Raw genomic sequence first — 21,372 nt, 5'->3', positions numbered from 1 at the left:
AATCGGGGTACGGCGCTGCTTCGACCGCTTCACCCTACTGCGCCCGACGATCACGGTGCGCCCGCACCACCACCGACGGTGGCATCACCGGCGGAAGGCTCCTCGCGCGGTGCGAGCGAGGCGAAATCACCGGTGTCGCCGAGGCGCACGAGAAACGGCCGCAGACGGGTGTAACGGATCGCGGTGATGGAACACGGTTCTACGGAGATCCGCTGGAAGAGGTCGAGATGGAGTCCGAGCGCGTCCGCGACGAGCGACTTGATGATGTCGCCGTGCGAGCACATGAGGTAGACGGCGTCGGCGCCGTGGTCGCGCTCCACGCGCGCGTTCCACTCGCGTACGGCCTCGGCGGCGCGGGTCTGCATCGCCCGCATCGACTCGCCGCCGGGGAACGCGGCCGCCGACGGGTGGGCCTGGACGACCTCCATCAGCGGCTCGTCCATGAGCTCGGCGAGCTTGCGGCCGGACCAGTCGCCGTAGTGGCACTCGCCGATCCGCTCGTCGGTGTGCGGGGTCAGCTCGGGACGGGCGTCGAGAAGCGGCTGAATCGTTTCCTGGCAGCGCTGGAGCGGGCTGCTGACGACCTCGGAGATCGGCAGCCCGGCGAGCCTCCCGGGCAGCGCGGCGGCCTGCGCGGCCCCGCGTTCGTCCAGGGCGACCCCGGGCGTCCACCCGGCGAGCAGTCCCTCGGTGTTGGCGGTGGATCGTCCGTGGCGTACGAGGATCAACGTGGGCATGCGGCCCAGCGTAGGCGTACGCGCCCAGCCGAAGGGGCGCGCCGGTGTCGAGAGGTCGAGCACGGTCGGGCTCTCGACACCGGCTGGAGCGCCCCGGAGGCGAAAATGTCACCGTGCGTCGGATCGCGAGCGACGGGAGAATACGCAGCGTGATCGTCGACTGTGCCATCTACAGGGACGGGTACCGCGCCGAGGGCCCCGATGACCTGTCCGACGCCCTGGGCGAGGCGCGGGCCGCGGGCGGGTTCGTCTGGATCGGGCTGCACGAGCCCTCGGAGAAGGAGTTCGACCTCGTCACCGAGGAGTTCGGGCTGCATCCGCTGGCGGTCGAGGACGCCTTGAAGGCCCACCAGCGGCCCAAGCTGGAGGTCTACGACGACTCGCTCTTCATCGTCCTCAAGCCCGTCGTGTACGAACCGGACAGCGACCAGGTCTCCTCCGGGGAGGTCATGCTCTTCATCGGCGACGCCTTCGTGGTGACCGTCCGGCACGGCGAGGGCTCTCCGCTGGGGGCCGTGCGGGAACGCCTGGAGCAGGAGCCGGAGCTGCTCGGCAAGGGCCCCACGGCGGTGCTGTACGCGGTCTCGGACGCCGTCGTCGACCACTATCTGGACGTGGCGACGGAGCTCCAGACCGATCTGGAGGAGCTGGAGGCGGAGGTCTTCTCGCCGGACGGCGGCGGTTCGCGTCACACGGCGTCGCGGATCTACACCTTCAAGCGGCAGATCCTGGAGTTCCGCCGGGCGACCGGCCCGCTGGCGCTGCCGCTGACCCGGCTGGCGGCCGTCGGCCAGTTCGGCTCGGGGGTGCCGTTCGTCAACGAGAGGGCGCGGCCCTTCTTCCGGGACGTCAACGACCACCTCACGCGCGTGAACGAGTCCGTGGAGGGCCTGGACCGGCTGGTGTCGGACATCCTCTCCGCGCATCTCGCGCAGATGAGCGTCCGTCAGAACGACGACATGCGGAAGATCTCCGCGTGGGCGGCCATGGCCGCGGTCCCCACGATGATCGCGGGGATCTACGGGATGAACTTCGAGCACATGCCGGAACTCCACTGGGTGTGGTCGTATCCGGCGGTGATCGCGCTCATGGCCGCCCTGGAGGTCGTGCTGTACCGGCTGTTCAAGAGCAGGGGCTGGCTGTAGGGCCGCGGCTCAGGCGAACTCGGGGGCCGAGGTGGCCGGTCCGCCGAGGGCGTCGCGCCGCTCGGGCATCCGCAGGGAGACCATCCGGCGCCAGCCCGCGGCGCGCTCGTACGCGTAGACCGCGTGGATGCCCGCCGCGAGGACGGCGGACTTGGCCGTCGGCCAGCCCAGGATGCGGCCCATGTGGGCCATGACCGCGAGGCTGACGTCCCGGTAGACGCGGATCTCGGCGAGAGCGCACTCCCGGAGCGTGCGCTGGATGTCCCGGCCGTGCCCCGCGTGGGCGAAGCGCAGCAACTCCTCGTGGCAGTAGGCGAGGTGGTTGTCCTCGTCGTTGGAGATCATCTTCACCGCGCGGCCGAGGTCGGGATGGTCGGCGAAGTGCTTGCGCAGCAGTTCCATCTGCTCGGAGGCGCGCTGCTCGGTGACGCGGCTGTGGGCGAGGTAGGTCACGATGTCCTGCACGGTCAGTGCCTGGTCGGCCTTGAGCTTGTCGTGGGCGAGACCGATGCCGTTGCGCTCCAGGAGCATCGTGTAGTCGGTGTCGGGCGGTACAGGGACGGGTTCGAGGCCGCGCTTCTTCATCAGGGCGTTGAAGATCCGCCCGTGCTTGTCCTCGTCGGCGCCGTGCCGGGTGATCTTGGGGGCGAGGGCGCGCTCGCCGTCCGGGACGAGCGCGGCGATGCGGGCGTTCTCCCAGCCGCCCTGTGACTCCCCGCTGGCCGCGATGGAGCAGAACAGGCGGAAGGACTCGTCGTTGTCGATGATCTCCTGGAACAGACTCTTGGCCGAAAGCATCGTGGGCACCTCTCTGCGGGACTCCGCGGCATTCCGCAAAGAACGAGTCAAATGCGGCGCGAGGGGTGCTGCAACAGCTGTGTCGGACAACTCCGCCAAAAGGAGGACCCCGGCGGTCACGACGGGGGCGTAACCACACGGGCGCGAGCGCGTTGTTCCGCGTGACGGCCGTGGCGGGGAAGACCCCCGAGCCCCCACCACGGCCGCGGAAACCTCCGGCGGCTCCGGCGCGCGTTACGCCAGTCCGGCCCGCTCCAGGGCCTCGGACCCGGCCCGCAGCGCGGCGATCCGCTCGTCGAGCGTGAAGCCCGCGGGAGACAGGCTCAGCGTGGTGACGCCGGCCGCCGCGTACTCCTTCATCCGGTCCGCGATGCGGTCCACGGAACCGAGCAGCGCCGTCTTGTCGATCAGGTCGTGCGGGATGGCCGCCGCGGCGCCCTGCTTGTCACCGGACAGGTACTTCTCCTGGACCTCGGCGGCCGCCGCCTCGTAGCCCATGCGCTGGGCGAGCTGGTTGTAGAAGTTCTGCTTGGCGCTGCCCATGCCGCCGACGTACAGCGCGGTATAGGGGCGGAAGAAGTCGGCGAGGGCGGCCACGTCCTTGTCCTCGCCGAGGGCGAGCGGGAGCGTCGGGTGGATGTCGAACCCGTCGAGGGTCTTGCCCGCCTTCGCGCGTCCCGCGCGCAGGTGCTTGAGCGTCGTCTCCTCGAGGTGCTCGGCGGACGGGAAGATGAGGAGCGCGCCGTCGGCGATCTCGCCGGTCTGCTCCAGATTCTTCGGCCCGATCGCGGCGATGTACAGCGGGATGTGCTCGCGCTCGGGGTGCACGGTGAGCTTGAGCGGCTTACCGGGGCCGCCGGGCAGCGGCAGCGTCCAGTGCTCGCCCTCGAACGACAGACGCTCGCGCGTCATCGCCTTGCGGACGATCTCGACGTACTCACGCGTGCGTGCCAGCGGCTTGTCGAACTTGACGCCGTACCAGCCCTCGGAGACCTGCGGTCCGGAGACGCCGAGGCCGAGGCGGAAGCGGCCGCCGGAGAGCGAGTCGAGGGTGGCGGCGGTCATCGCGGTCATCGCCGGCTGGCGGGCCGGGATCTGGAAGATGGCCGAGCCGATGTCGATGCGCTCGGTCTGCGCCGCGACCCAGCTGAGCACGGTGGCCGCGTCGGAGCCGTAGGCCTCGGCCGCCCAGCACACGGCGTACCCGAGTCGGTCGGCCTCCTGGGCGACGGCGAGATTGTCCGCGTCCATTCCGGCGCCCCAGTAACCGAGGTTGATGCCGAGCTGCATGGCCGATTCCCCTTACCCATCAGTAACGTCCCTGGTTTCCCGACCTTAGCGCGGGGCGTACGGATCGGGGCAGCCGGCGGTCGTGTTCTTCCGCCCACATGAACGCGTGTGTCGCTGACGGAAACTGGTTGTCCACAGGCCCCCACACCACTGGTTCCGGCCAGTAATGTCGGCGTTCATGGAGCAGAGGCATCTCGGCCGCACCGGCCTGCGTGTGTCCCGCATCGGACTCGGAACCCTCACGTGGGGCAGGGACACCGACGAGCACGACGCCGCGGACCTCTTGAAGACGTTCTGGGAAGCGGGCGGCAGCCTCGTCGACACCGCGGACGTGTACGGCGACGGGGAGTCCGAGTATCTGCTCGGACGCCTCATAGAAGGGCTGATCCCGCGCCGGGATCTGGTCATCTCCACCAAGGCGGGCAGCGTGCCCGACCCGGACCGGCGGTTCGACGGCTCGCGCGGCCATCTGCTCTCCGCGCTGGACGCCTCGCTGGCCCGGCTCGGCACGGACTACGTCGATGTGTGGCAGGTCCACGCCTACGACCCGGACACCCCGCTGGAGGAGACCCTCCAGGCCCTCGACCTCGCGGTCAGCAGCGGCCGAGCGCGGTACGCCGGGGTCTCCAACTTCTGCGGCTGGCAGCTCGCCAAGGCCGCGACCTGGCAGCTGGCGGCCCCGGGCACCCGGACCCGGCTGGCCGCGACCCAGCTGGAGTACTCCCTGCTCCAGCGGGGCATCGAGCGCGAGGTGCTGCCCGCCGCGCTGGACCTGGGCATCGGTCTGCTCCCGTCGTCCCCGCTGGGCCGCGGGGTGCTGACGGGCAAGTACCGCAACGCCACGCCGGCCGACTCGCGGGGCGCCTCGGAGCATCTCGCCCCCTTCGTCGCGCCGTATCTCGACGAGACGGCCGGTCACATCGTGGACGCCGTGCAGACCGCCGCCGACGGGCTCGCGGTGACCCCTCTCCAGGTGGCCCTCGCCTGGGTCCGCGACCGGCCCGGCGTGACCGCGCCGATCGTCGGCGCGCGCAACGCGCAGCAGCTCACGGCGGCATTGTCAGTGGAGGCCCTTAGTCTTCCTGACGAGATCTGCCGGGCGCTCGACGATGTGTCGGCGCCCGTGCACCGCTATCCCGATCACGACTGGAGCACGCTGTGAGCACGGAGCCGGAGCCCACGGAGGAGACCGAGCCTGAGTCGCCGGGCACCGCACAGGACGCGGGCCCCGAGGCCGACGGCACCGAGGCGGGGGCGGCGGCCGGAGGCGAGGAGGCCGAAGGCGGCGCGGACGAGGCATCCGCCGAGGCTTCCGACGGCGAGCAGGGCGAGGCCGCGGCGAAGCTGTCCGAGGCCGCGGCCGAGCTCGCGGCGCAGAAACTCGAACGCGAGCGGATCGCCCGGCGCAAGGCCGAGAAGCAGGGTCCCGTCGAGGCCGGGGCCAAGCTCAGCGGGACGGCCGCCGATCTGCTGGCCGCCGTACGGGCCGTCGAGAGCGGGGCCAAGCCGGCGGCGACCGTGTTCGCCGAGCCCGAGCCACCGCGCCGGCCCGCGCCGGAGCCCGTCCAGCGCCCTCAGCCGGTGGCGGCCGACGTGCCCGCGGCTCCCGCGGCGCAGACCGTGGAGTCCGTACGGCGGGTGCTGGCCGACGGCGGTGCGCCGGAGTCCCTCGTCGCGCAGGTCGCCGCCGCGCTCGGCGAGGGTGCCGCCGAGCAACTGCGCGAGGACCCCTGGCAGTTGCTGCGGGTCGCCGGGGTGCGGCCCGAGCAGGCCGACGGGTTCGCGCGGGCGCTGCTCGGCGCGGAGTGCGGTCCGGACGACGAGCGGCGGGGCCGGGCGGTGACCGTCTGGCTGCTGGAACAGGCGGCCGTGGCCGGGCACACGGCTCTCGAACTCCCCATGCTCACGGCGGCATTGGGCAAGCAGGGGGTGCCGGACGCCGACGCGGCCGTCCAAAGCACCCTCGCGGAGGCCGAGGCACTGGCCTTCCAGGACGCCCTCGACCCGCGGGCCCCGGAACCGGAGGAGGGCGAGGAGCGCCCGGTCCGCGTCCTGGTCGGCCTGGAGCGGTACGCCATGGCGGAGGAGAGCCTCGCCGACGGACTGGCCCGGCTGATCAACTCCGTACCGAAACAGGACGGTTCGGCCGAGGACTGGGAGCGCGCCGCCGACTCGGCCAAGGGCTCCGCCGGCGAACTGATCCGCGCGGTCGCGAGCAGCGGACTGGTCCTCCACACCGGCGGCGAGGCGTCCCTGGCGGAACCGGCGGCCCTGCTCCGGACGGCCCGCGGACTCGGCCTGCGCGCCTGGGCTGCGGCCCACGGCCCCCTGGGACGGGACCGCTTCGCGGCCCTGGCCTCCCGCGACACCGCCACCACCGTCACCGGTCTCCTCTCCGGCGCCGAGGGCCCCGGCCGCGATGCCGACGGCGCACTCGACCTCGACCTCCTGGTGGTCGTCGACGCTCCGCAGTTGGACGTGGAGAGTGCGGCGCTGCTGACCGAGTCGTTGCCGGACGGGGCGCGGCTGGTGCTGGCCGGGGATCCGGCGGTGCTGTGGTCGGCGGGGCCGGGGCGGGTGTTCGGTGATCTGCTGGCCGCGCGCGTCTGCCCCCAGATCGCCTCCCGGCGGCCGGACCCGGGCCCCCTCGGCGAGCTGGTCTCCGGTATCGGCATCGGCGAGCTGAACCAGGTCGAGGCCCCCGGCAAGGAGGTCGTGATCGTGCCGGCGCGGGACGCGGGCGAGGCCGTGCACCGGACCGTGCAGCTGGTGGCCGACTCGGTGCCGCGCGCGATCGGCGTTCCGCCCGAGGAGACCCAGGTGATCACGCCGGGCCATGGCGGCGCGGCGGGCACCCGGGCCCTGAACGCGGCGCTCAAGGAGCGTCTCAACCCGGGCCCGGGCCGCTTCGGCGGCTTCGACCCGGGCGACCGCGTCGCCTACTCCCCCACCCCCGGCCGCACCCTGCCGGGCCACGTGGTCAAGGCGGACGCGGAGGGCCTCCATCTGTCCTGCGCCGGCGAGCCCGTCGTCGTACCGAAGGAGCGTGTCGAGGAGTCCGTGCGCCACGGCTGGGCCCTCACCGCCCACCAGGCGGCGGCCGGCCGCTGGCCGGCGGTGGTCGTGGTCCTGCCGGGAGACGCGACCCAGGCCCTGACCCGACCGTGGGTCTACACGGCGTTCAGCCGAGCCGAGCGCCACCTCTCCGTGGTCCAGGGCGCGGACCAGGCCCTCCCCAGGGCGGTGGCCGAGATCCCGGCGAAGCCCCGCACGACCCGCCTCCCCGTCCTGCTCGGAACCCAGGTACCAACGGCCGGCTGACCCACCCCAGGGGCGCGGGGAACTGCGCGACCAGCCACGACGCAGCCGCACACGCAAGACGGCGGCGGCCACGGAACCCGTCCGCGACCGCCGCCGCCCAAGCCCAGCGCAGCGCTACGCGTGGCGTTCCAGATCCTCGTCCTCGTCCAGCTCCGTATCGAGCTCGTCCAGCTCGTCCTCGCCGTCATCGATCTCGCCGTCATCGATCTCGTCGTCGAACACCGCGCTGACGTCGAACCGGCACACCACCCGCTGCGGGTCGATCTGCTCGAACGGCCCCTCCAGCCACTCACCGGGAGCCGCCTGCTCGTCCGCCGCGGTCACCCACAGCGTGGAGTCGCCCTCCTCCAGGCCGAACTCCTTGTGCCGCGAGGCGATCTCGTCCGGTTCGAACTCTCCGAACAGGATGTCCAACGCTCCGTGCACCGTGCCGGAGGCCTCCGCACCGTCCGCGTAGTCCGCCGCCTCGATCCGCTGGGCCTGCGCCAGCAGCCGCTGCGGCTCGGCCACGGCGTAGTCACGGCGGATCAGCACGCTCACCGCGTGCGGTTCCTCGGGACCGGTGTACGGCGGCACGTCGTCCGTGCCGGGGATCTCGAAGGGGGTGACCTCCTCGTAGCGGTCGTAGAGCAGCTCGTCGTACGCCTCGGCGGCCGCGGCGAGCTCGTTGAACGCCTCGTAGACGGCCGGGTCGTCCTCCCCCGACCGGCGTTCGACCGCGGCCAGGTGGCGGTCGAGCGCGGTCTTGACCGCCTCGGCGGCGGCACGTACCTCGGCAGCGGTGGGCTGCACAGCATCAGACATAGTGCAGACGCTATCCGTACCGGGCCCCAGCCCGCACAATAGATGCGATGCCGGAATACGAATTTGTCGACGTGTACGTGCCGCGCGGGGTCTCCCGCAAGGACGCCACCCGACTGCTGACGGACCATGCAGAGTACGGACACTGGGAGTTGGACCGCCTGAGCCTGCTGCGTGACGGAAGCCGCAGGGTGCGGCTGCGCCGCAGGATCATCCGCCAGGTTCGCGCCACCTGGTGAGATGACGCGACGAAAACGGAGCGGGCCCCGCCGATGCGGGGCCCGCTCCGTCATGCGCCGTGCCGCTACGCGGATGCCCGCGCCTTGCGGTAGAGCACCGCGCCCGCCAGCAGCACGCCCGCCCCGGCCGGCAGGGCCAGCCCCAGCGGCAGGTCGCTGCCCGTGTGGGCGAGCTGGGCCTCGCCGTGCGGCTGGGTGACCGTCTGCGCACCGGGGTGGTTGCCGCCCGGTGCGCCCGGCGTCCCGTGCGCCGACGACGGTGGCGTGCCCGGGGTTCCGGGGGTGCCCGGGGAGCCTGGGGTGCCCGGCTCCACGGGGTTGCCGGGGTTGCCCGGACTGTTCGGCTGCCCGGGGTTGCCCGGCTGGTCAGGGCCGCCGGGAGGCGTCTGGCCGCCGCCGCCCGGGGTACCGGGCTGCCCGCCGCCGTTCGCGCAGTCGTTGCCGGTGGCGGGGTTGCCGATCCCGATGACGTCGACGCTGTTGCCGCAGACGTTCACCGGGACGTGCACCGGGGCCTCGACATGGTTGCCGGAGCCGACGCCCGGCGAGCCGCTCGCGTGGCCGTCGGACGACGAGCCGCTGCCGCCGGAGTCGCCCCCGTACCCACCGTCGTCGCCGTACCCGCCGGACGATCCGCTCTTGTTGGCGCACTTGTTGCCCATGGCCGGGTTGAGCACCCCGACCACGTCGACGGTGTTGCCGCAGACGTTGACCGGCGCGTGCACGGGCGCCTGCACGGTGTTGCCCGACAGCACGCCGGGCGAGTTCGAGCTCGATCCGTTCGCGGCCGAGTCGGCGTGGGCGGCACCGCCCGCGCCGGCGATCACGCCGGTCGCGGCCGCCACGGTCATCAGGCCTTTGCGGGTGACCTGTCGCATTCCTGAATTCCCCCTGCCTTTTCGATTCCGACCTGCAATCCTCGTGAAAAGACCGGTCGGCCCCGGAGCGCATGGCGCGCGCTCCGGGGCCGACGGGTGTCAAACGACCCTCAGCGGATCGATGTCACTTGTTGATGCAGGTGTTGCCGAAGGCGGGGTTCAGCAGCCCGATCACGGAGATCGTGTTGCCGCACACGTTCACCGGGACGTGGACGGGCACCTGAACGACGTTGCCGGACAGGACACCCGGGGAGTGCACAGCGGCACCCTGGGCACCCGCGTCGGCGACAGCCAGGCCCGCACCCGCGAGAACCAGGCCACCAGTGGCAGCCGCAGCGGCGACGACCTTCTTGATCATTATTCCTCCTTGTTGGCAAAAGCGATCTCGTGTTGCCGATCGCATCACCTGTAACGAGGAGGGGGTATTGAAGCTACGAGCCTATGAGCGCATTCACCCTTCTCATTCATTTCCGCACGGGCTGTCGAATATCGACGTCAAGGCTCGGCTTACGGCCGTCAGGAAGCGTCGATGAACCGGTCGAGCACCCGCACGCCGAACTTGAGCCCCTCCACGGGCACCCGCTCGTCCACACCGTGGAACATGCCGGCGAAGTCGAGCTCCGGCGGCAGCTGGAGCGGCGCGAAGCCGAAGCAGCGGATGCCGAGGTCGTCGAAGGACTTGGCGTCGGTGCCGCCGGAGAGCATGTAGGGCACCGCACGGGCGATCGGGTCCTCGGCGCCGAGCGCACTCTGCATGGCGTCGACGAGCTTGCCGTCGAAGTCGGTCTCCAGCGCCTTGTCCCCGTGCACGTCCTCGCGCCGCACGCGCGGGCCGAGGATGCGGTCGAGGTCGGCGAGGAACTCCTGCTCGTAGCCGGGCAGGAAGCGGCCGTCGACGTGGGCGGTGGCCTGGCCGGGGATGACGTTGACCTTGTAGCCGGCGCCGAGCATGGTGGGCGCCGCCGAGTTCCGCAGCGTGGCCCCGACCATCTTGGCGATGCCGCCGAGCTTGGCGAGGGTCTCGTCCATGTTCTCGGGGTCGAGCTCGGTGCCGAGCGCGTCGGAGAGCTCGTCGAGGAAGGACCGTACGGTCTTGGTGACCCGCACCGGCCACTTGTGCCGCCCGAGCCGGCCCACGGCCTCGCACAGCTCGGTGATCGCGTTGTCGTCGTTGGTCATCGAACCGTGGCCCGCGGTGCCGTCCACGGTGAGCCGCATCCAGTGCATGCCCTTCTGGGCGGTCTCGACCAGGTAGAGCCGCAGGTTCTCGTTGACGGTGAAGGAGAATCCGCCGACCTCGCCGATCGCCTCGGTGACGCCCTCGAAGAGATCGGGGTGCTTGTCGACGAGGTACCGGGCGCCGTACGTGCCGCCCGCCTCCTCGTCGGCGAGGAAGGCGAGGACGATGTCGCGCGGGGGCTTGCGGCCGCTGCGCAGCCGGTCACGGACGACCGCGAGGGTCATCGCGTCCATGTCCTTCATGTCGACGGCGCCACGCCCCCACACACATCCGTCGGCGACCTCGCCGGAGAAGGGGTGGTGGGTCCAGTCCGCCGCGTTGGCCGGTACGACATCGGTGTGCCCGTGGATGAGCAGGGCCGGCTTGGAGGGGTCCTCGCCCTCGATGCGGGCGACCGTGGAGGCGCGCCCCGGGTGGGATTCGAAGATCTGCGGTTCCAGGCCGACCTCGGCGAGCTTCTCGGCGACGTACTCGGCCGCCCTGCGCTCGCCCGGGCCCGAGTGGTCGCCGTAGTTGCTGGTGTCGATCTGGATCAGCTCACGGCAGAGGTCCACGACCTCGTCCTCGCCGGTGACGTGCCTGGTCGTGTCCGTCCCGCTCACGCTGGTTCCTCCCGCTGTCACTGCTGGTGGTTCCCCTCATCCTCCCTCTCCGACCGGCCGCGCCCAAGAGCGGACCCGGCCCGTCACACGCCGTTCACGCCGGGACGAGGGGGTGATCGGGGCACCTCGAAAGCCTGGTAATGTTTCCTCTGTCGCCGCGAGGGGAACCCCGCGCGACAGACACCTTGTCCGGGTGGCGGAATGGCAGACGCGCTAGCTTGAGGTGCTAGTGCCCTTTATCGGGCGTGGGGGTTCAAGTCCCCCCTCGGACACCAGCTGAAACCCCTGTTGATCAGGGGTTTTTTGCTTTTCCCGCACATCCGCGAAATCTCCCCCGCCGAGTCGGCAACCTCGCGTCCCTCCGCGGTCACTACGCCCTGACAGTGCACCATCCAGCACCCCTTATTCAGGGACGAACAGGGATGAAGCGGATGAGACGAGCACGTGCACCACAGTTGTACGCGGCGCTGGCCGGGCTGGGCCTGGCGGTCGCGACCGGCGCGCTACTGGTGACGCCGGAGGCCTCGGCGGCCGGCGCGGCCGCCACCGGCTACGCGACCCAGAACGGCGGAACCACCGGCGGAGCGGGCGGGACGACCGTGCGGGCCACCACCGGGACCCAGATCCACGCGGCCCTGTGCGGCCGGGCCAGCAGCAGCACCCCGATCACCATCGAGGTCGAGGGGACGATCAACCACGGCAACACGACGAAGGTCTCGGGCGGCAGCTGCAACACCGCCGACGGTGTGATCGAGCTGAAGCAGATCAGCAACGTCACCCTGATCGGTGTCGGCAGCGGCGCCGTCTTCGACCAACTCGGCATCCACATCCGTGAGTCGAGCAACATCGTCATCCGGAACGTGACCGTCCAGAACGTCAAGAAGTCGGGCTCGCCCACCTCCAACGGCGGCGACGCCATCGGCATGGAGAGCGACGTCCGCAACGTCTGGGTCGACCACACCACCCTGGTCGCCTCGGGAGGGGAGTCGGAGGGCTACGACGGCCTGTTCGACATGAAGGACAACACGCAGTACGTGACCCTGTCGTACAGCGTCCTGCGCAACTCCGGGCGGGGCGGTCTCGTCGGGTCCAGCGAGAGCGACCTGACGAACGGCTTCATCACGTACCACCACAACCGGTACGAGAACATCGACTCCCGTACGCCGCTGCTGCGCGGCGGCACCGCCCACATCTACAACAACCACTACGTGAGCCTGAACGAGTCCGGGATCAACTCCCGGGCCGGCGCCAGGGCCAGGGTCGACAACAACTACTTCGAGGACTCCAGGGACGTCCTTGGCACCTTCTACACCGACGCGGCCGGGTATTGGCAGGTCAGCGGCAACATCTACGACAACGTGACCTGGTCGGCCCCGGGCGACGACTACAAGCCCGCCGGTCCCGCCCCGGTGTCCAACACCTCGGTGAGCATCCCGTACGGCTACGCCCTCGACCAGGCCTCCTGTGTGCCCGGCGTCGTGAGCAGGACGGCGGGCGCCGGCAAGGGGCTGGCGGTGTCGGACGGCACCTGCACGGCGACGACGCCGACCGCGACCGCCACACCGACCACCACCACGACGCCCACGGCCACGCCCACCCCCACCGCCACCGCGCCCGTCGGTACCAACCTGAGCGTCGGGGCGGGTTCCGACGGCTCCAGCAAGGCCGACGGCACGAGTTACGGCAGTGTCCGGGACGGTGACACGAGCACCTACTGGTCGCCGAGCGGCTCCACCGGCCATGTCTCGATCAAGTGGGGCTCCGCCACGACCGTCTCGAAGATCGTCATCAAGGAGACCTCGTCCGCCGCGGGCCGCATCGGCTCCTGGCAGGTCCTCGACGGCGACACCGGCGCCGTCCTGACCTCCGGCAGCGGTGCGGGGGCCATCGCCTTCACTCCGACCTCGCTGAAGAAGGTCACCTTCGCGATCACCGGCGCGAACGGCACACCACAGATAGCCGAGTTCGAGACCTACGCCCCGTAAACAAAAGCACCAACTCGGCCTGTTCGCGGAGCTCTTGGACGATGTGGGGCATGTCTCGTCCGGCGCCGGGATCCGCAGGTCAGACCGTGTGCGGCCCGTTCGGGTAGCCACCCGGACGGGCCTCTCCGGTGGCCGTTCGCAGGGCCCGGACCTAGCGTCGTACTAAAATTTCCGGCTTGTTACGGAGCTGGACCCGGACAACCCCAGGCAGACCTGCGGGCCCGCCAGCGCCCCGGAGGCTTCCGGGATCGAGACGCGAGGACCGATGGCAGCCATACACGAGAGCAGCGCTCTCGGCCTGCTCGAGGAAGAGATCCGCGAGCGGTTCGGTGATACGGCACGTTTCTCCGGGGGCCCGGCGGCCTCCGCGCGCACCCTCGTCGACGTCTTCGACGCCTCCGTGCGGTCGTACCCGGACGAGCCCGCGCTGGACGACGGTACGACCTGTCTGACCTACCGTGCGCTGGCCGTGGAGGTCGAGCGGCTACGCCGCGCTCTCGCGGACGCCGGGGTCGGGCTCGGCGACCGGGTGGGTGTCCGTGTCCCGTCCGGGACCAACGACCTCTACATCGCGATTCTCGCCGTGCTCGCCGCCGGTGCCGCCTACGTCCCGGTGGACGCCGAGGACCCGGACGAGCGGGCCGAGTTGGTGTTCGGGGAGGCGGACGTACGCGCCGTCGTCGGGGCCGGTCACGAGCTGACCGTCACCGGACGCAGCGAGATCCCCGCCGCGCGGCCCGGCATCGAGCACGACGCGTGGATCATCTTCACCTCCGGGTCCACCGGAAAGCCCAAGGGCGTCGCCGTCAGTCACCGCAGCGCCGCCGCGTTCGTGGACGCCGAGGCCGCGCTGTTCCTCACGGACGACCCCATCGGTCCGGCTGACAGGGTCATGGCGGGGCTGTCGGTCGCCTTCGACGCGTCCTGCGAGGAGATGTGGCTGGCGTGGCGGTACGGGGCCTGTCTGGTGCCGGTGCCGCGTGCGCAGGTCAGGAGCGGTGCCGATCTGGGGCCCTGGCTGGTGGAGCAGGAGATCACCGTCGTGTCGACGGTGCCGACGCTCGCCGCGCTCTGGGAGCCGGAGACCCTCAACGACGTACGGCTGCTGATCTTCGGCGGTGAGGCCTGTCCGCCCGAGCTGGCGCAGCGGCTGGTGACCGAGGGCCGCGAGGTCTGGAACACGTACGGGCCGACCGAGGCGACCGTCGTGGCCTGTGCCTCGCTGATGAGCGGCGAGGAGCCGATCCGGATCGGGCTGCCGCTGGACGGCTGGGAGCTGGCCGTCGTCGACGAGGCCGGGGAGCCCGTACCCATGGGCGCCAGCGGGCAGTTGGTGATCGGGGGCGTCGGGCTCGCCCGGTACCTGGACGCCGAGAAGGACGCGGAGAAGTACGCGCCGCTGGAGTCGCTGGGCTGGGAGCGGGCGTACCGCAGCGGTGACCTCGTCAAGGCGGAGCCGGAGGGGCTGGTCTTCCTCGGGCGGGCCGACGAGCAGATCAAGCTCGGCGGGCGGCGGATCGAGCTCGGTGAGGTCGACGCGGCTCTCCAGGCGTTGCCGGGGGTCGCGGGAGCGGCCGCCGCCGTGCGCACCGCCCGCAGTGGCAACCAGCTCCTCGTCGGGTACGTCGTCACACAGGACGGCTGGGACCACGCGACCGCCGTCGAGAAGCTGCGCGCCGAACTGCCCGCGGCCCTGGTGCCGTTGCTGGCGCCGGTCGACGAGCTGCCGACGCGCACGAGCGGCAAGGTCGACCGCAACGCCCTGCCCTGGCCCCTGAAGGGCCTGGAGACCGGTGGTCCCGCCGAGCAGTTGTACGGCACCGAGGCATGGCTCGCCGAGCAGTGGAGCGAGGTGCTCGGCATCCCGGTGTCCAGTGCGCGCGACGACTTCTTCGCGATCGGCGGCAGCAGCCTCGCCGCCGCCCAGCTCACCACACGGCTGCGCACCCGCTACCCGAGCGCGGCCGTCCTCGACATCTACCAGCAGCCCGTGCTGCGGAAGTTGGCGCGGCACCTGGAGGAGTCCGCGCAGGACGACGGCGCCGCGCGGATCGTCGCCCCGGTCCCGGTGCGCGCCCAGGCGATCCAACTCCTCGCCATGATCCCCCTGTTCACCCTGCTCGGACTGCGCTGGACCGTGGTGCTGGCCGCGCTGGGCAACGTACTGCCGTACGCCTGGCTGCCGACCGCGTCCTGGTGGCTGGTCGGGGCGGGAGCGCTGGTGCTGTTCAGCCCGCCCGGCCGGCTCGCGATCGCGGCGGGCGGTGCGCGGCTGCTGCTGCGGGGTGTGCAGCCGGGACGGTACGCGCGCGGTGACGGTGTGCATCTGCGGCTGTGGGCGGCCGAGCGGCTGGCCGAGTTCAGCGGGGCGACCTCGCTGACCGGGTCGTGGCTGGAGCGGTACGCACGGGCGCTGGGCGCCAAGGTCGGCCCCGATGTCGACCTGCACTCGCTGCCGCCGGTGACCGGCATGCTCAAGCTGGGCCGGGGTGCGGCGGTCGAGTCCGAGGTGGATCTGTCGGGGTGGTGGCTGGACGGCGACCGGCTGGAGATCGGCACGGTCAAGGTGGGCGCGCACGCGGTCGTCGGGACGCGCAGCATCCTCTTCCCTGGCGCACGGGTCGGCAAGCGGGCCGAGGTGGCGCCGGGTTCGGCGGTCACCGGGCAGATTCCCACCGGTCAGCGCTGGGCGGGCGCTCCCGCGGTCAAGCTGGGCAAGGCGAAGCGGAACTGGCCCAAGGAGCGGCCGCGCAAGGGCACTTACTGGCGGGTGATGTACGGCCTGACGGGCTTCGCGCTCACCGCGCTTCCGGTGCTGGCCGGGGTGGCCGCCTTCCTCGTGGGACGGGAGTTCTTCACGCCGGACCGGCCTCTCCAGGGCGCCATGGCCGCCCTCGTGCCGGCGACGCTCGCCTTCGGGCTGGCGTACGCGCTGCTGATCCTGGTCGCCGTACGGCTGCTGAGCCTGGGGCTGCGCGAGGGCACGCATCCGACCCACAGCCGGGTCGGATGGCAGGCCTGGACCGTCACCCAGCTGATGGACCGCTCGCGCGAGACGCTCTTCCCGCTGTACGCGGGGCTGGTCACGCCGGTGTGGCTGCGGCTGCTCGGGATGCGGATCGGGCGGGGCGCCGAGGTGTCGACCGTGCTCGCGCTGCCGAGCCTGACGACGGTCGGCGAGGGCGCGTTCCTGGCCGACGACACGCTGACCGCGCCGTACGAGCTCGGTGGCGGCTGGATGCGGATCGGACGGGCGGAGATCGGGCGCCGGGCCTTCCTCGGGAACTCGGGGATGACCGCGCCGGGGCGGTCCGTGCCGGACGGCGGGCTGGTCGGGGTGCTGTCGGCGACGCCGAAGAAGGCGAAGAAGGGCAGCTCGTACCTGGGACTGCCGCCGGTGAAACTGCCCCGGGCCGCCGCCGACGGCGACCAGAGCCGGACGTACGACCCGCCGGCGCGGCTGCTGTGGGCGCGCGGTCTGGTGGAGCTGTGCCGGATCGTGCCGGTGTTCTGCTCGGCGGCGATCGGCGTGCTGACGGTGGCGGCGCTGTGCGCGCTGGGGGTGTGGGCGTGGGCGCTGGCGGGCGGGGTGCTGCTCGCGGCGGGTGCCTTGGCCGCGCTGGTGTCCATCGTGGCCAAGTGGCTGCTCGTGGGGCGGCACCGCAGTGGGGAGCATCCGCTGTGGAGCTCCTTCGTGTGGCGCAACGAGCTCGCGGACACGTTCGTCGAGGTCGTGGCGGTGCCGTGGCTGGCCGGTTCGGTGCCCGGTACGCCGCTGATGACGGCGTGGCTGCGGGGGCTCGGTGCGCGCGTCGGCAAGGGCGTGTGGGTGGAGAGCTACTGGCTGCCGGAGACGGATCTGGTGACCCTGGAGGACGCGGCGACGGTGAACCGGGGCTGTGTGCTCCAGACGCACCTCTTCCACGACCGGATCTTGCGGACGGATACTGTGGTCCTCCGTGAGGGCGCGACGCTGGGTCCTGGCGGGATCGTGCTGCCCGGCAGCACGATCGGGGCCCGGACGACCCTGGGTCCCGCGTCGCTCGTCATGGCAGCGGAGTCCGTCCCCGACGACACCCGCTGGCTCGGCAACCCGATCGAGGCATGGCGTCCCTGAACGCCGGCCACTCGGCACGGGAGAGCGGTGCACCCGAGCGGAGTGGTGGCATGGCACAGGGAGTAGACACAGCGGTGGCGGTTCAGCAGGCGGCGGGTTCGGACCCGTACTTCCCGGAGAACGGTGACGCGCGGTACCGGGTGCACCGGTACGAGCTCGCGCTGGACTACCGCCCGGGCCCGAACCGGCTGTCCGGCACGGCCCGGATCAACGCGATAGCGGGCCGGTCGCCGCTGGGCGAGTTCTTCCTGAACCTGGCCGACTTCAAGGTCGGCCGGGTGCGGGTGGACGGCCGGCAGCCGCACTACACGCATCGCGGCGGCAAGCTGCGCATCCGGCCCGCGAAGCCGGTCCGGCCCGGGGCCGCGTTCACGGTCGAGGTGCACTGGGCGGGCAACCCCAAGCCGGTGAACAGCCCGTGGGGCGGTCTCGGCTGGGAGGAGCTGGAGGACGGGGCGCTGGTGGCGAGCCAGCCGATCGGGGCGCCGTCCTGGTACCCGTGCAACGACCGGCCCGCGGACAAGGCGTCGTACCAGATCTCGATCACCACGCCGTCGGCGTACTCGGTGGTGGCGGGCGGGCGGCTGCTGACCCGCACCACGAAGGCGTCCACGACGACCTGGGTGTACGAGCAGTCGGCGCCGACGTCCAGCTATCTGGTGGGGCTGTCGATCGGCAAGTACCAGACGGTGCTGCTGGGCGACCCCGGCCTGGGCGGGGTGCCGCAGCACGGGCACATTCCGTCGCAGCTGCTCCCCCAGTTCTCAAGGGACTTCGCGCGTCAGCCGCAGATGATGGACCTCTTCCAGGAGCTGTTCGGCCCGTACCCCTTCGAGGAGTACGCGGTCGTGGTGACGGAGGAGGAGCTCGATGTCCCCGTCGAGGCACAGGGGTTGTCGCTGTTCGGCGCCAACCACGTGGACGGGGCGCGGGGTTCGGAGCGGCTGGTCGCGCACGAGCTGGCCCACCAGTGGTTCGGCAACAGCGTGTCCATCGCGGACTGGCGGCACATCTGGCTGAACGAGGGGTTCGCGAAGTACGCCGAGTGGCTGTGGTCGGAGCGCTCCGGCGGGCGGACGGCCCAGCAACTCGCCGCCGCCGCGCACCGGTTGCTCTCGGGCCTCCCGCAGGATCTGAAGCTGGCCGATCCGGGCCGCAAGTCGATGTTCGACGACCGGCTCTACGAGCGGGGCGGGCTGACCGTGCACGCGGTGCGCTGCGCGATGGGCGACGTGGCCTTCTTCCGCATGCTGCGCGGCTGGGCGGGCCTGCACCGCGGCGGCGCCGTGACCACGACGACGTTCACCGCGCACGCCTCCCGCTTCTCGCCCGAGCCGCTGGACGAGGTGTTCCAGGCCTGGGTGTACAAGGCGGCACTGCCGCCCCTGCCCGTGGCAGGCACACCCATTCCGGCGCGGCCCGCCCAGCCGCCGGCGTGATCCGCCGGACAGCCTGCGGCAGTTCGTGACGTCCTACCGGCCCTCGCCTCGGAGCGGGGCTCCGGCGAGGGCCGCGTAGAGCTCGATACAGGCCTCCGTGCCGCGATGCAGGTTGCGCAGCGGGAAGCGTTCGTTCGGGGCGTGCATGCCGTCGTCCGGGAGGCCGAAGCCGAGGAGCAGGGTCTGGGTGCCCGTGGTGGCGGCGAGTTCGCTGACGAAGGGGATCGAGCCGCCCGACGGCAGCAGCAGGGGCGGGCGTCCGAACACCCGCCGGCACGCGTGGTCCACCGCAGGCAGGCCCGGACCGTCGGGCGTCAGGGCGTAGGGCGGGCAATCGGCGAGGACGGACAACCGGGCGCGGACGCCTCTCGGGGTCCGCTCGGCGAGATGGGCGCGCAGCGCCCGGGCCACGACGCCCGGCTGCTGGCCCGGGACCACGCGGACGCTCAGGTCGGCCGCGGCCCGGGCGGGAATCGCCGACCTCGCCGCGCCGGAGAGTGCCGTGACGACGATCGCGGGGCGGATGGTGGTCCGCTCGAAGGCGGAGTAGCCGGGCTCTCCGTGTCCGAGCGAGACTCCGGTCGGAGCCAGGAGCGCACCGGCGGACGGACCGTCGCGGGCGAGCCGGGCCCGTTCAGCCGGGTGCGGAGGCCGTACGTCGTCGTAGAAGCCGGGGACGGCGATGCGGCCGTCGGGGTCGTGGAGGCTCGCCACCAGGGCGCACAGCACCTGTGCGGGTTCGGCCACCGCACCGCCGAAGGCGCCGGCATGCAGGTCGGTCCCGGGGCCGGTCACCTCGACGCGGGCGGCGAGCGAGCCCCTCAGACCGCTGACGAGCACGGGTGTGGACGCGTCTCGCATCCTGGTGTCGGACACCACGGCCAGACCGGCCCGCAGATACGCGGGATCACGCTCCAGGGCCTGACGGAGGGTGGGGCTGCCGATCTCCTCCTCGCCGTCCAGGACGACCCGTAGATTCACGGGTGGACCGCCGGTGGCCAGCCACGCCTCGATCGCGGCCAGGTGGGCGGTGAGCTGACCCTTGTCGTCGGTGGCGCCGCGCGCGTACACATGGGTGCCGTCGACTACCGGCCGGAAGGGGTCCGTGGCCCAGGCGTCGCGCGGCCCGGCGGGCTGGACGTCGTAGTGACCGTAGACCAGGACCACGGGGGCGCCGGGTCGGTGCAGCCACCGGGCGGTGACGACGGGGGCGACGCGGCCGGGCCGTACCGTGACCGCGTCCAGGCCGATGCGCCGCAGGTGCGCGGCGAGACGCCCCGCGCAGCTGCGCAGGTCCGGCCGGTGCGCGGGCGCGGCGCTGACCGTGGGGTGGCGCAGGAGCGCGCACAGCAGGGCGAGCGCGGCCGGACGTCCGGCCCGGGCGAAGCGGAGAGCGGCCTCCGTCCGGGCCCGGGGCACGGGGGTTGCCCAAGCCGCGCGTGGTGCCGACGACGGCCGTACCGCGAGCGCCGTCGCCCGCTGCGCGGGGGACACCCGGACGCCCCCCGCGAGCCGTGCGGCCGGGGACCACGGGTAGGTCTCGGTCGCTCGTGCCGCAGGGGCGGGTCCGGTCACACACGGACCCCGTTGAGCGGGGCGGCCGCCCGGCCGCGCGTGCCGGTGCCGCGTGCCGTGGGTGGCACGGGTGGCCTGCGGGCGCCCTGGCGGCCACCCGTGAGCGGCGCCGCAGGGCGGTCCCACGGCAGGCCGCGGCGGGCCTCCTGAGGGGGGCCGCCGCCCAGCGACCGGGCGCTGGTGAGCCACTCCTCGGAGCTCTCCGCGATCTCCAGCAGCAGCGTCTCGAACGTGACGCGCTGGTTCTGCAGCAGATGCGGCTGGGCCAGCCAGCGCAGCACCTCGCGGCCCGCGATGGCCATGCGCTGCCGGGGCGAGGTGACCAGGCGCTCGCCGAAGTACTGGGCGAGCACGATCTCGACGACGTCCCACGCGGTGTCGGCGCCGTACAGCCGCTTGATGTCGTCCGAGCCGAGGATGCGGTAGGCCTCGTCGAGGAGCTGCATCACTTCGACGCGCAACACGTTGACATGGCCGTACGAGGTGAACTTCAGGTTGTTGCGCAGGTCCAGGCCCGCCCGGCGGACCACCGCGATGCTGCCGAAGCTCGGGTCGTAGGCCCGCTCGCGGACCACGTCCGCGATCCGCTTGTCGCGGTGGAAGAGGGCGACCTGGTTGACGAAGTGCTCGAACAGCCCGTGGAAGTCGCTGTTGGACCGGGAGCCGGCCGGCACCTGGGCGCGGCCGTACCCGAAGGCCCTGCGGTAGGCGGCGAGCCGGTCCCGCCGGGTGTAGCGCAGCACCTGACGCCGGTCGAACTGGTAGAGCGCGTACGCGCCCGCTCCGCTGGACAGGTAGACGGCGCCCGCGCGGAACAGCTCCTGGAGCTTCTGCACCGCGCGGAAGACCCCGATCATCTCGTGCTGGTAGATGTAGTAGAGGTCCCCCATCGCCACCAGCCGCTCCGACGAGACCGTCTCGTCGTAGGGCTCGATGGCCTGTGGCAGGCGGGTCCTGCCGAGCGCGTCGGCGGCCTGTTCGCCGAGGCCGACGAGCTGGGCGAGCCCCTTGTCGGGCGGTGGTTTCTCGGCCAGGTCGGCCTTGATGGCGTCCTGGAGCAGGTCGTCGATCTGCTTGGTGAGGACGTCCGCGAGCTGCGGGTCGGCGACGAGCTGCGCCGACAGCCGGTCGGTGACGGTCTCCCGGAGGGCCGCGATGCGGTCGAGGAAGGCCTGATAGTCCTGTTGGTTCGCCATGGGTCTCCT

Annotated in this window: 16 protein-coding genes and 1 tRNA gene; 8 read left to right on the top strand and 9 right to left on the bottom strand. The window is 72.0% G+C overall.

Annotated features, from left to right (window positions below; all coding sequences use genetic code 11):
* Positions 1–50: 50 nt before the first annotated feature.
* Complete coding sequence (locus ACFY0U_RS28855; RefSeq protein WP_388640716.1) at positions 51–737, bottom strand: histidine phosphatase family protein; 687 nt, start codon at positions 735–737, stop codon at positions 51–53.
* 149 nt (positions 738–886) lie between these two features.
* Here ACFY0U_RS28855 and corA point away from each other — a divergent pair, with 149 nt between their 5' ends.
* Entirely contained in the window at positions 887–1,882 is a 996-nt protein-coding gene (gene corA, locus ACFY0U_RS28850) for a magnesium/cobalt transporter CorA (protein ID WP_388640713.1), read from the top strand.
* A gap of 9 nt (positions 1,883–1,891) precedes the next feature.
* Here the strand turns inward: corA and ACFY0U_RS28845 are convergent, their stop codons facing one another.
* Both ACFY0U_RS28845 and ACFY0U_RS28840 read right to left on the bottom strand, forming a co-directional pair.
* Positions 1,892–2,680, bottom strand: a complete 789-nt coding sequence (locus ACFY0U_RS28845) for a ferritin-like domain-containing protein (protein ID WP_388640710.1) — start codon at positions 2,678–2,680, stop codon at positions 1,892–1,894.
* A gap of 234 nt (positions 2,681–2,914) precedes the next feature.
* Positions 2,915–3,970, bottom strand: a complete 1,056-nt coding sequence (locus ACFY0U_RS28840) for an LLM class F420-dependent oxidoreductase (protein WP_388640707.1) — start codon at positions 3,968–3,970, stop codon at positions 2,915–2,917.
* A 178-nt stretch (positions 3,971–4,148) separates the two neighbouring features.
* Here ACFY0U_RS28840 and ACFY0U_RS28835 point away from each other — a divergent pair, with 178 nt between their 5' ends.
* Positions 4,149–5,132 (top strand): aldo/keto reductase, encoded by a 984-nt coding sequence (locus ACFY0U_RS28835; protein WP_388640705.1) that lies wholly within the window; start codon positions 4,149–4,151, stop codon positions 5,130–5,132.
* On the top strand, positions 5,129–7,291 hold the full coding sequence (locus tag ACFY0U_RS28830) for a helix-hairpin-helix domain-containing protein (RefSeq protein ID WP_388640702.1): 2,163 nt from the start codon (positions 5,129–5,131) through the stop codon (positions 7,289–7,291). Before ACFY0U_RS28835 ends, ACFY0U_RS28830 begins: the two co-directional genes overlap by 4 nt.
* Positions 7,292–7,405: 114 nt before the next feature.
* Here the strand turns inward: ACFY0U_RS28830 and ACFY0U_RS28825 are convergent, their stop codons facing one another.
* A complete protein-coding gene (locus ACFY0U_RS28825) occupies positions 7,406–8,095 on the bottom strand; it encodes a hypothetical protein (RefSeq protein WP_388640700.1) in 690 nt (229 codons plus the stop codon).
* A gap of 47 nt (positions 8,096–8,142) precedes the next feature.
* On the opposite strand from ACFY0U_RS28825, the gene ACFY0U_RS28820 reads away from it, so the two are divergent.
* Complete coding sequence (locus tag ACFY0U_RS28820) at positions 8,143–8,331, top strand: DUF5703 family protein (RefSeq protein ID WP_005485166.1); 189 nt, start codon at positions 8,143–8,145, stop codon at positions 8,329–8,331.
* A 65-nt stretch (positions 8,332–8,396) separates the two neighbouring features.
* Here the strand turns inward: ACFY0U_RS28820 and ACFY0U_RS28815 are convergent, their stop codons facing one another.
* From ACFY0U_RS28815 to ACFY0U_RS28805, 3 genes are all read right to left on the bottom strand, one after another.
* A complete protein-coding gene (locus ACFY0U_RS28815) occupies positions 8,397–9,209 on the bottom strand; it encodes a chaplin (protein WP_388640697.1) in 813 nt (270 codons plus the stop codon).
* A 124-nt stretch (positions 9,210–9,333) separates the two neighbouring features.
* Entirely contained in the window at positions 9,334–9,567 is a 234-nt protein-coding gene (gene chpH, locus ACFY0U_RS28810; RefSeq protein ID WP_093774589.1) for a chaplin ChpH, read from the bottom strand.
* 158 nt (positions 9,568–9,725) lie between these two features.
* A complete protein-coding gene (locus ACFY0U_RS28805) occupies positions 9,726–11,051 on the bottom strand; it encodes a M20/M25/M40 family metallo-hydrolase (RefSeq protein ID WP_388640695.1) in 1,326 nt (441 codons plus the stop codon).
* A 187-nt stretch (positions 11,052–11,238) separates the two neighbouring features.
* Here ACFY0U_RS28805 and ACFY0U_RS28800 point away from each other — a divergent pair.
* From ACFY0U_RS28800 to ACFY0U_RS28785, 4 genes are all read left to right on the top strand, one after another.
* Positions 11,239–11,326: transfer RNA gene (locus ACFY0U_RS28800), tRNA-Leu, on the top strand.
* Between the two features lie 156 nt (positions 11,327–11,482).
* Positions 11,483–13,036, top strand: coding sequence for a polysaccharide lyase family 1 protein (locus ACFY0U_RS28795; RefSeq protein WP_388640693.1), 1,554 nt, complete (start codon positions 11,483–11,485; stop codon positions 13,034–13,036).
* Between the two features lie 265 nt (positions 13,037–13,301).
* Positions 13,302–17,153 (top strand): Pls/PosA family non-ribosomal peptide synthetase, encoded by a 3,852-nt coding sequence (locus ACFY0U_RS28790; RefSeq protein WP_388640691.1) that lies wholly within the window; start codon positions 13,302–13,304, stop codon positions 17,151–17,153.
* A 74-nt stretch (positions 17,154–17,227) separates the two neighbouring features.
* Positions 17,228–18,592: a M1 family metallopeptidase gene (locus ACFY0U_RS28785; RefSeq protein ID WP_388640987.1), complete on the top strand. Its 1,365-nt coding sequence runs from the start codon at positions 17,228–17,230 to the stop codon at positions 18,590–18,592.
* Between the two features lie 33 nt (positions 18,593–18,625).
* Here the strand turns inward: ACFY0U_RS28785 and ACFY0U_RS28780 are convergent, their stop codons facing one another.
* Positions 18,626–20,167 carry a M20/M25/M40 family metallo-hydrolase gene (locus ACFY0U_RS28780; RefSeq protein WP_388640689.1) on the bottom strand — a complete coding sequence of 514 codons (1,542 nt, stop codon included), beginning with the start codon at positions 20,165–20,167 and terminating at the stop codon, positions 18,626–18,628.
* Positions 20,164–21,363 (bottom strand): hypothetical protein, encoded by a 1,200-nt coding sequence (locus ACFY0U_RS28775; RefSeq protein WP_388640687.1) that lies wholly within the window; start codon positions 21,361–21,363, stop codon positions 20,164–20,166. The genes ACFY0U_RS28780 and ACFY0U_RS28775 overlap by 4 nt, the downstream gene beginning before the upstream one ends.
* Positions 21,364–21,372 lie beyond the last annotated feature (9 nt).

Source organism: Streptomyces sp. NPDC001536 (assembly GCF_042894505.1).
Classification (GTDB): Bacteria; Actinomycetota; Actinomycetes; order Streptomycetales; family Streptomycetaceae; genus Streptomyces.
The sequence above is the reverse complement of the archived record's forward strand: the minus strand, read 5'-3'. Positions and strand labels throughout refer to the sequence as shown.

Excerpts from the sequence above, each read along its gene's own strand:
- ACFY0U_RS28855 (WP_388640716.1), bottom strand. The coding sequence starts at position 737 with ATGCCCACGTTGATCCTCGTACGCCACGGACGATCCACCGCCAACACC.
- ACFY0U_RS28845 (WP_388640710.1), bottom strand. The coding sequence starts at position 2,680 with ATGCTTTCGGCCAAGAGTCTGTTCCAGGAGATCATCGACAACGACGAG.
- ACFY0U_RS28840 (WP_388640707.1), bottom strand. The coding sequence starts at position 3,970 with ATGCAGCTCGGCATCAACCTCGGTTACTGGGGCGCCGGAATGGACGCG.
- ACFY0U_RS28835 (WP_388640705.1), top strand. The coding sequence starts at position 4,149 with ATGGAGCAGAGGCATCTCGGCCGCACCGGCCTGCGTGTGTCCCGCATC.
- ACFY0U_RS28825 (WP_388640700.1), bottom strand. The coding sequence starts at position 8,095 with ATGTCTGATGCTGTGCAGCCCACCGCTGCCGAGGTACGTGCCGCCGCC.
- ACFY0U_RS28820 (WP_005485166.1), top strand. The coding sequence starts at position 8,143 with ATGCCGGAATACGAATTTGTCGACGTGTACGTGCCGCGCGGGGTCTCC.
- ACFY0U_RS28815 (WP_388640697.1), bottom strand. The coding sequence starts at position 9,209 with ATGCGACAGGTCACCCGCAAAGGCCTGATGACCGTGGCGGCCGCGACC.
- chpH (WP_093774589.1), bottom strand. The coding sequence starts at position 9,567 with ATGATCAAGAAGGTCGTCGCCGCTGCGGCTGCCACTGGTGGCCTGGTT.
- ACFY0U_RS28795 (WP_388640693.1), top strand. The coding sequence starts at position 11,483 with ATGAGACGAGCACGTGCACCACAGTTGTACGCGGCGCTGGCCGGGCTG.
- ACFY0U_RS28790 (WP_388640691.1), top strand. The coding sequence starts at position 13,302 with ATGGCAGCCATACACGAGAGCAGCGCTCTCGGCCTGCTCGAGGAAGAG.
- ACFY0U_RS28775 (WP_388640687.1), bottom strand. The coding sequence starts at position 21,363 with ATGGCGAACCAACAGGACTATCAGGCCTTCCTCGACCGCATCGCGGCC.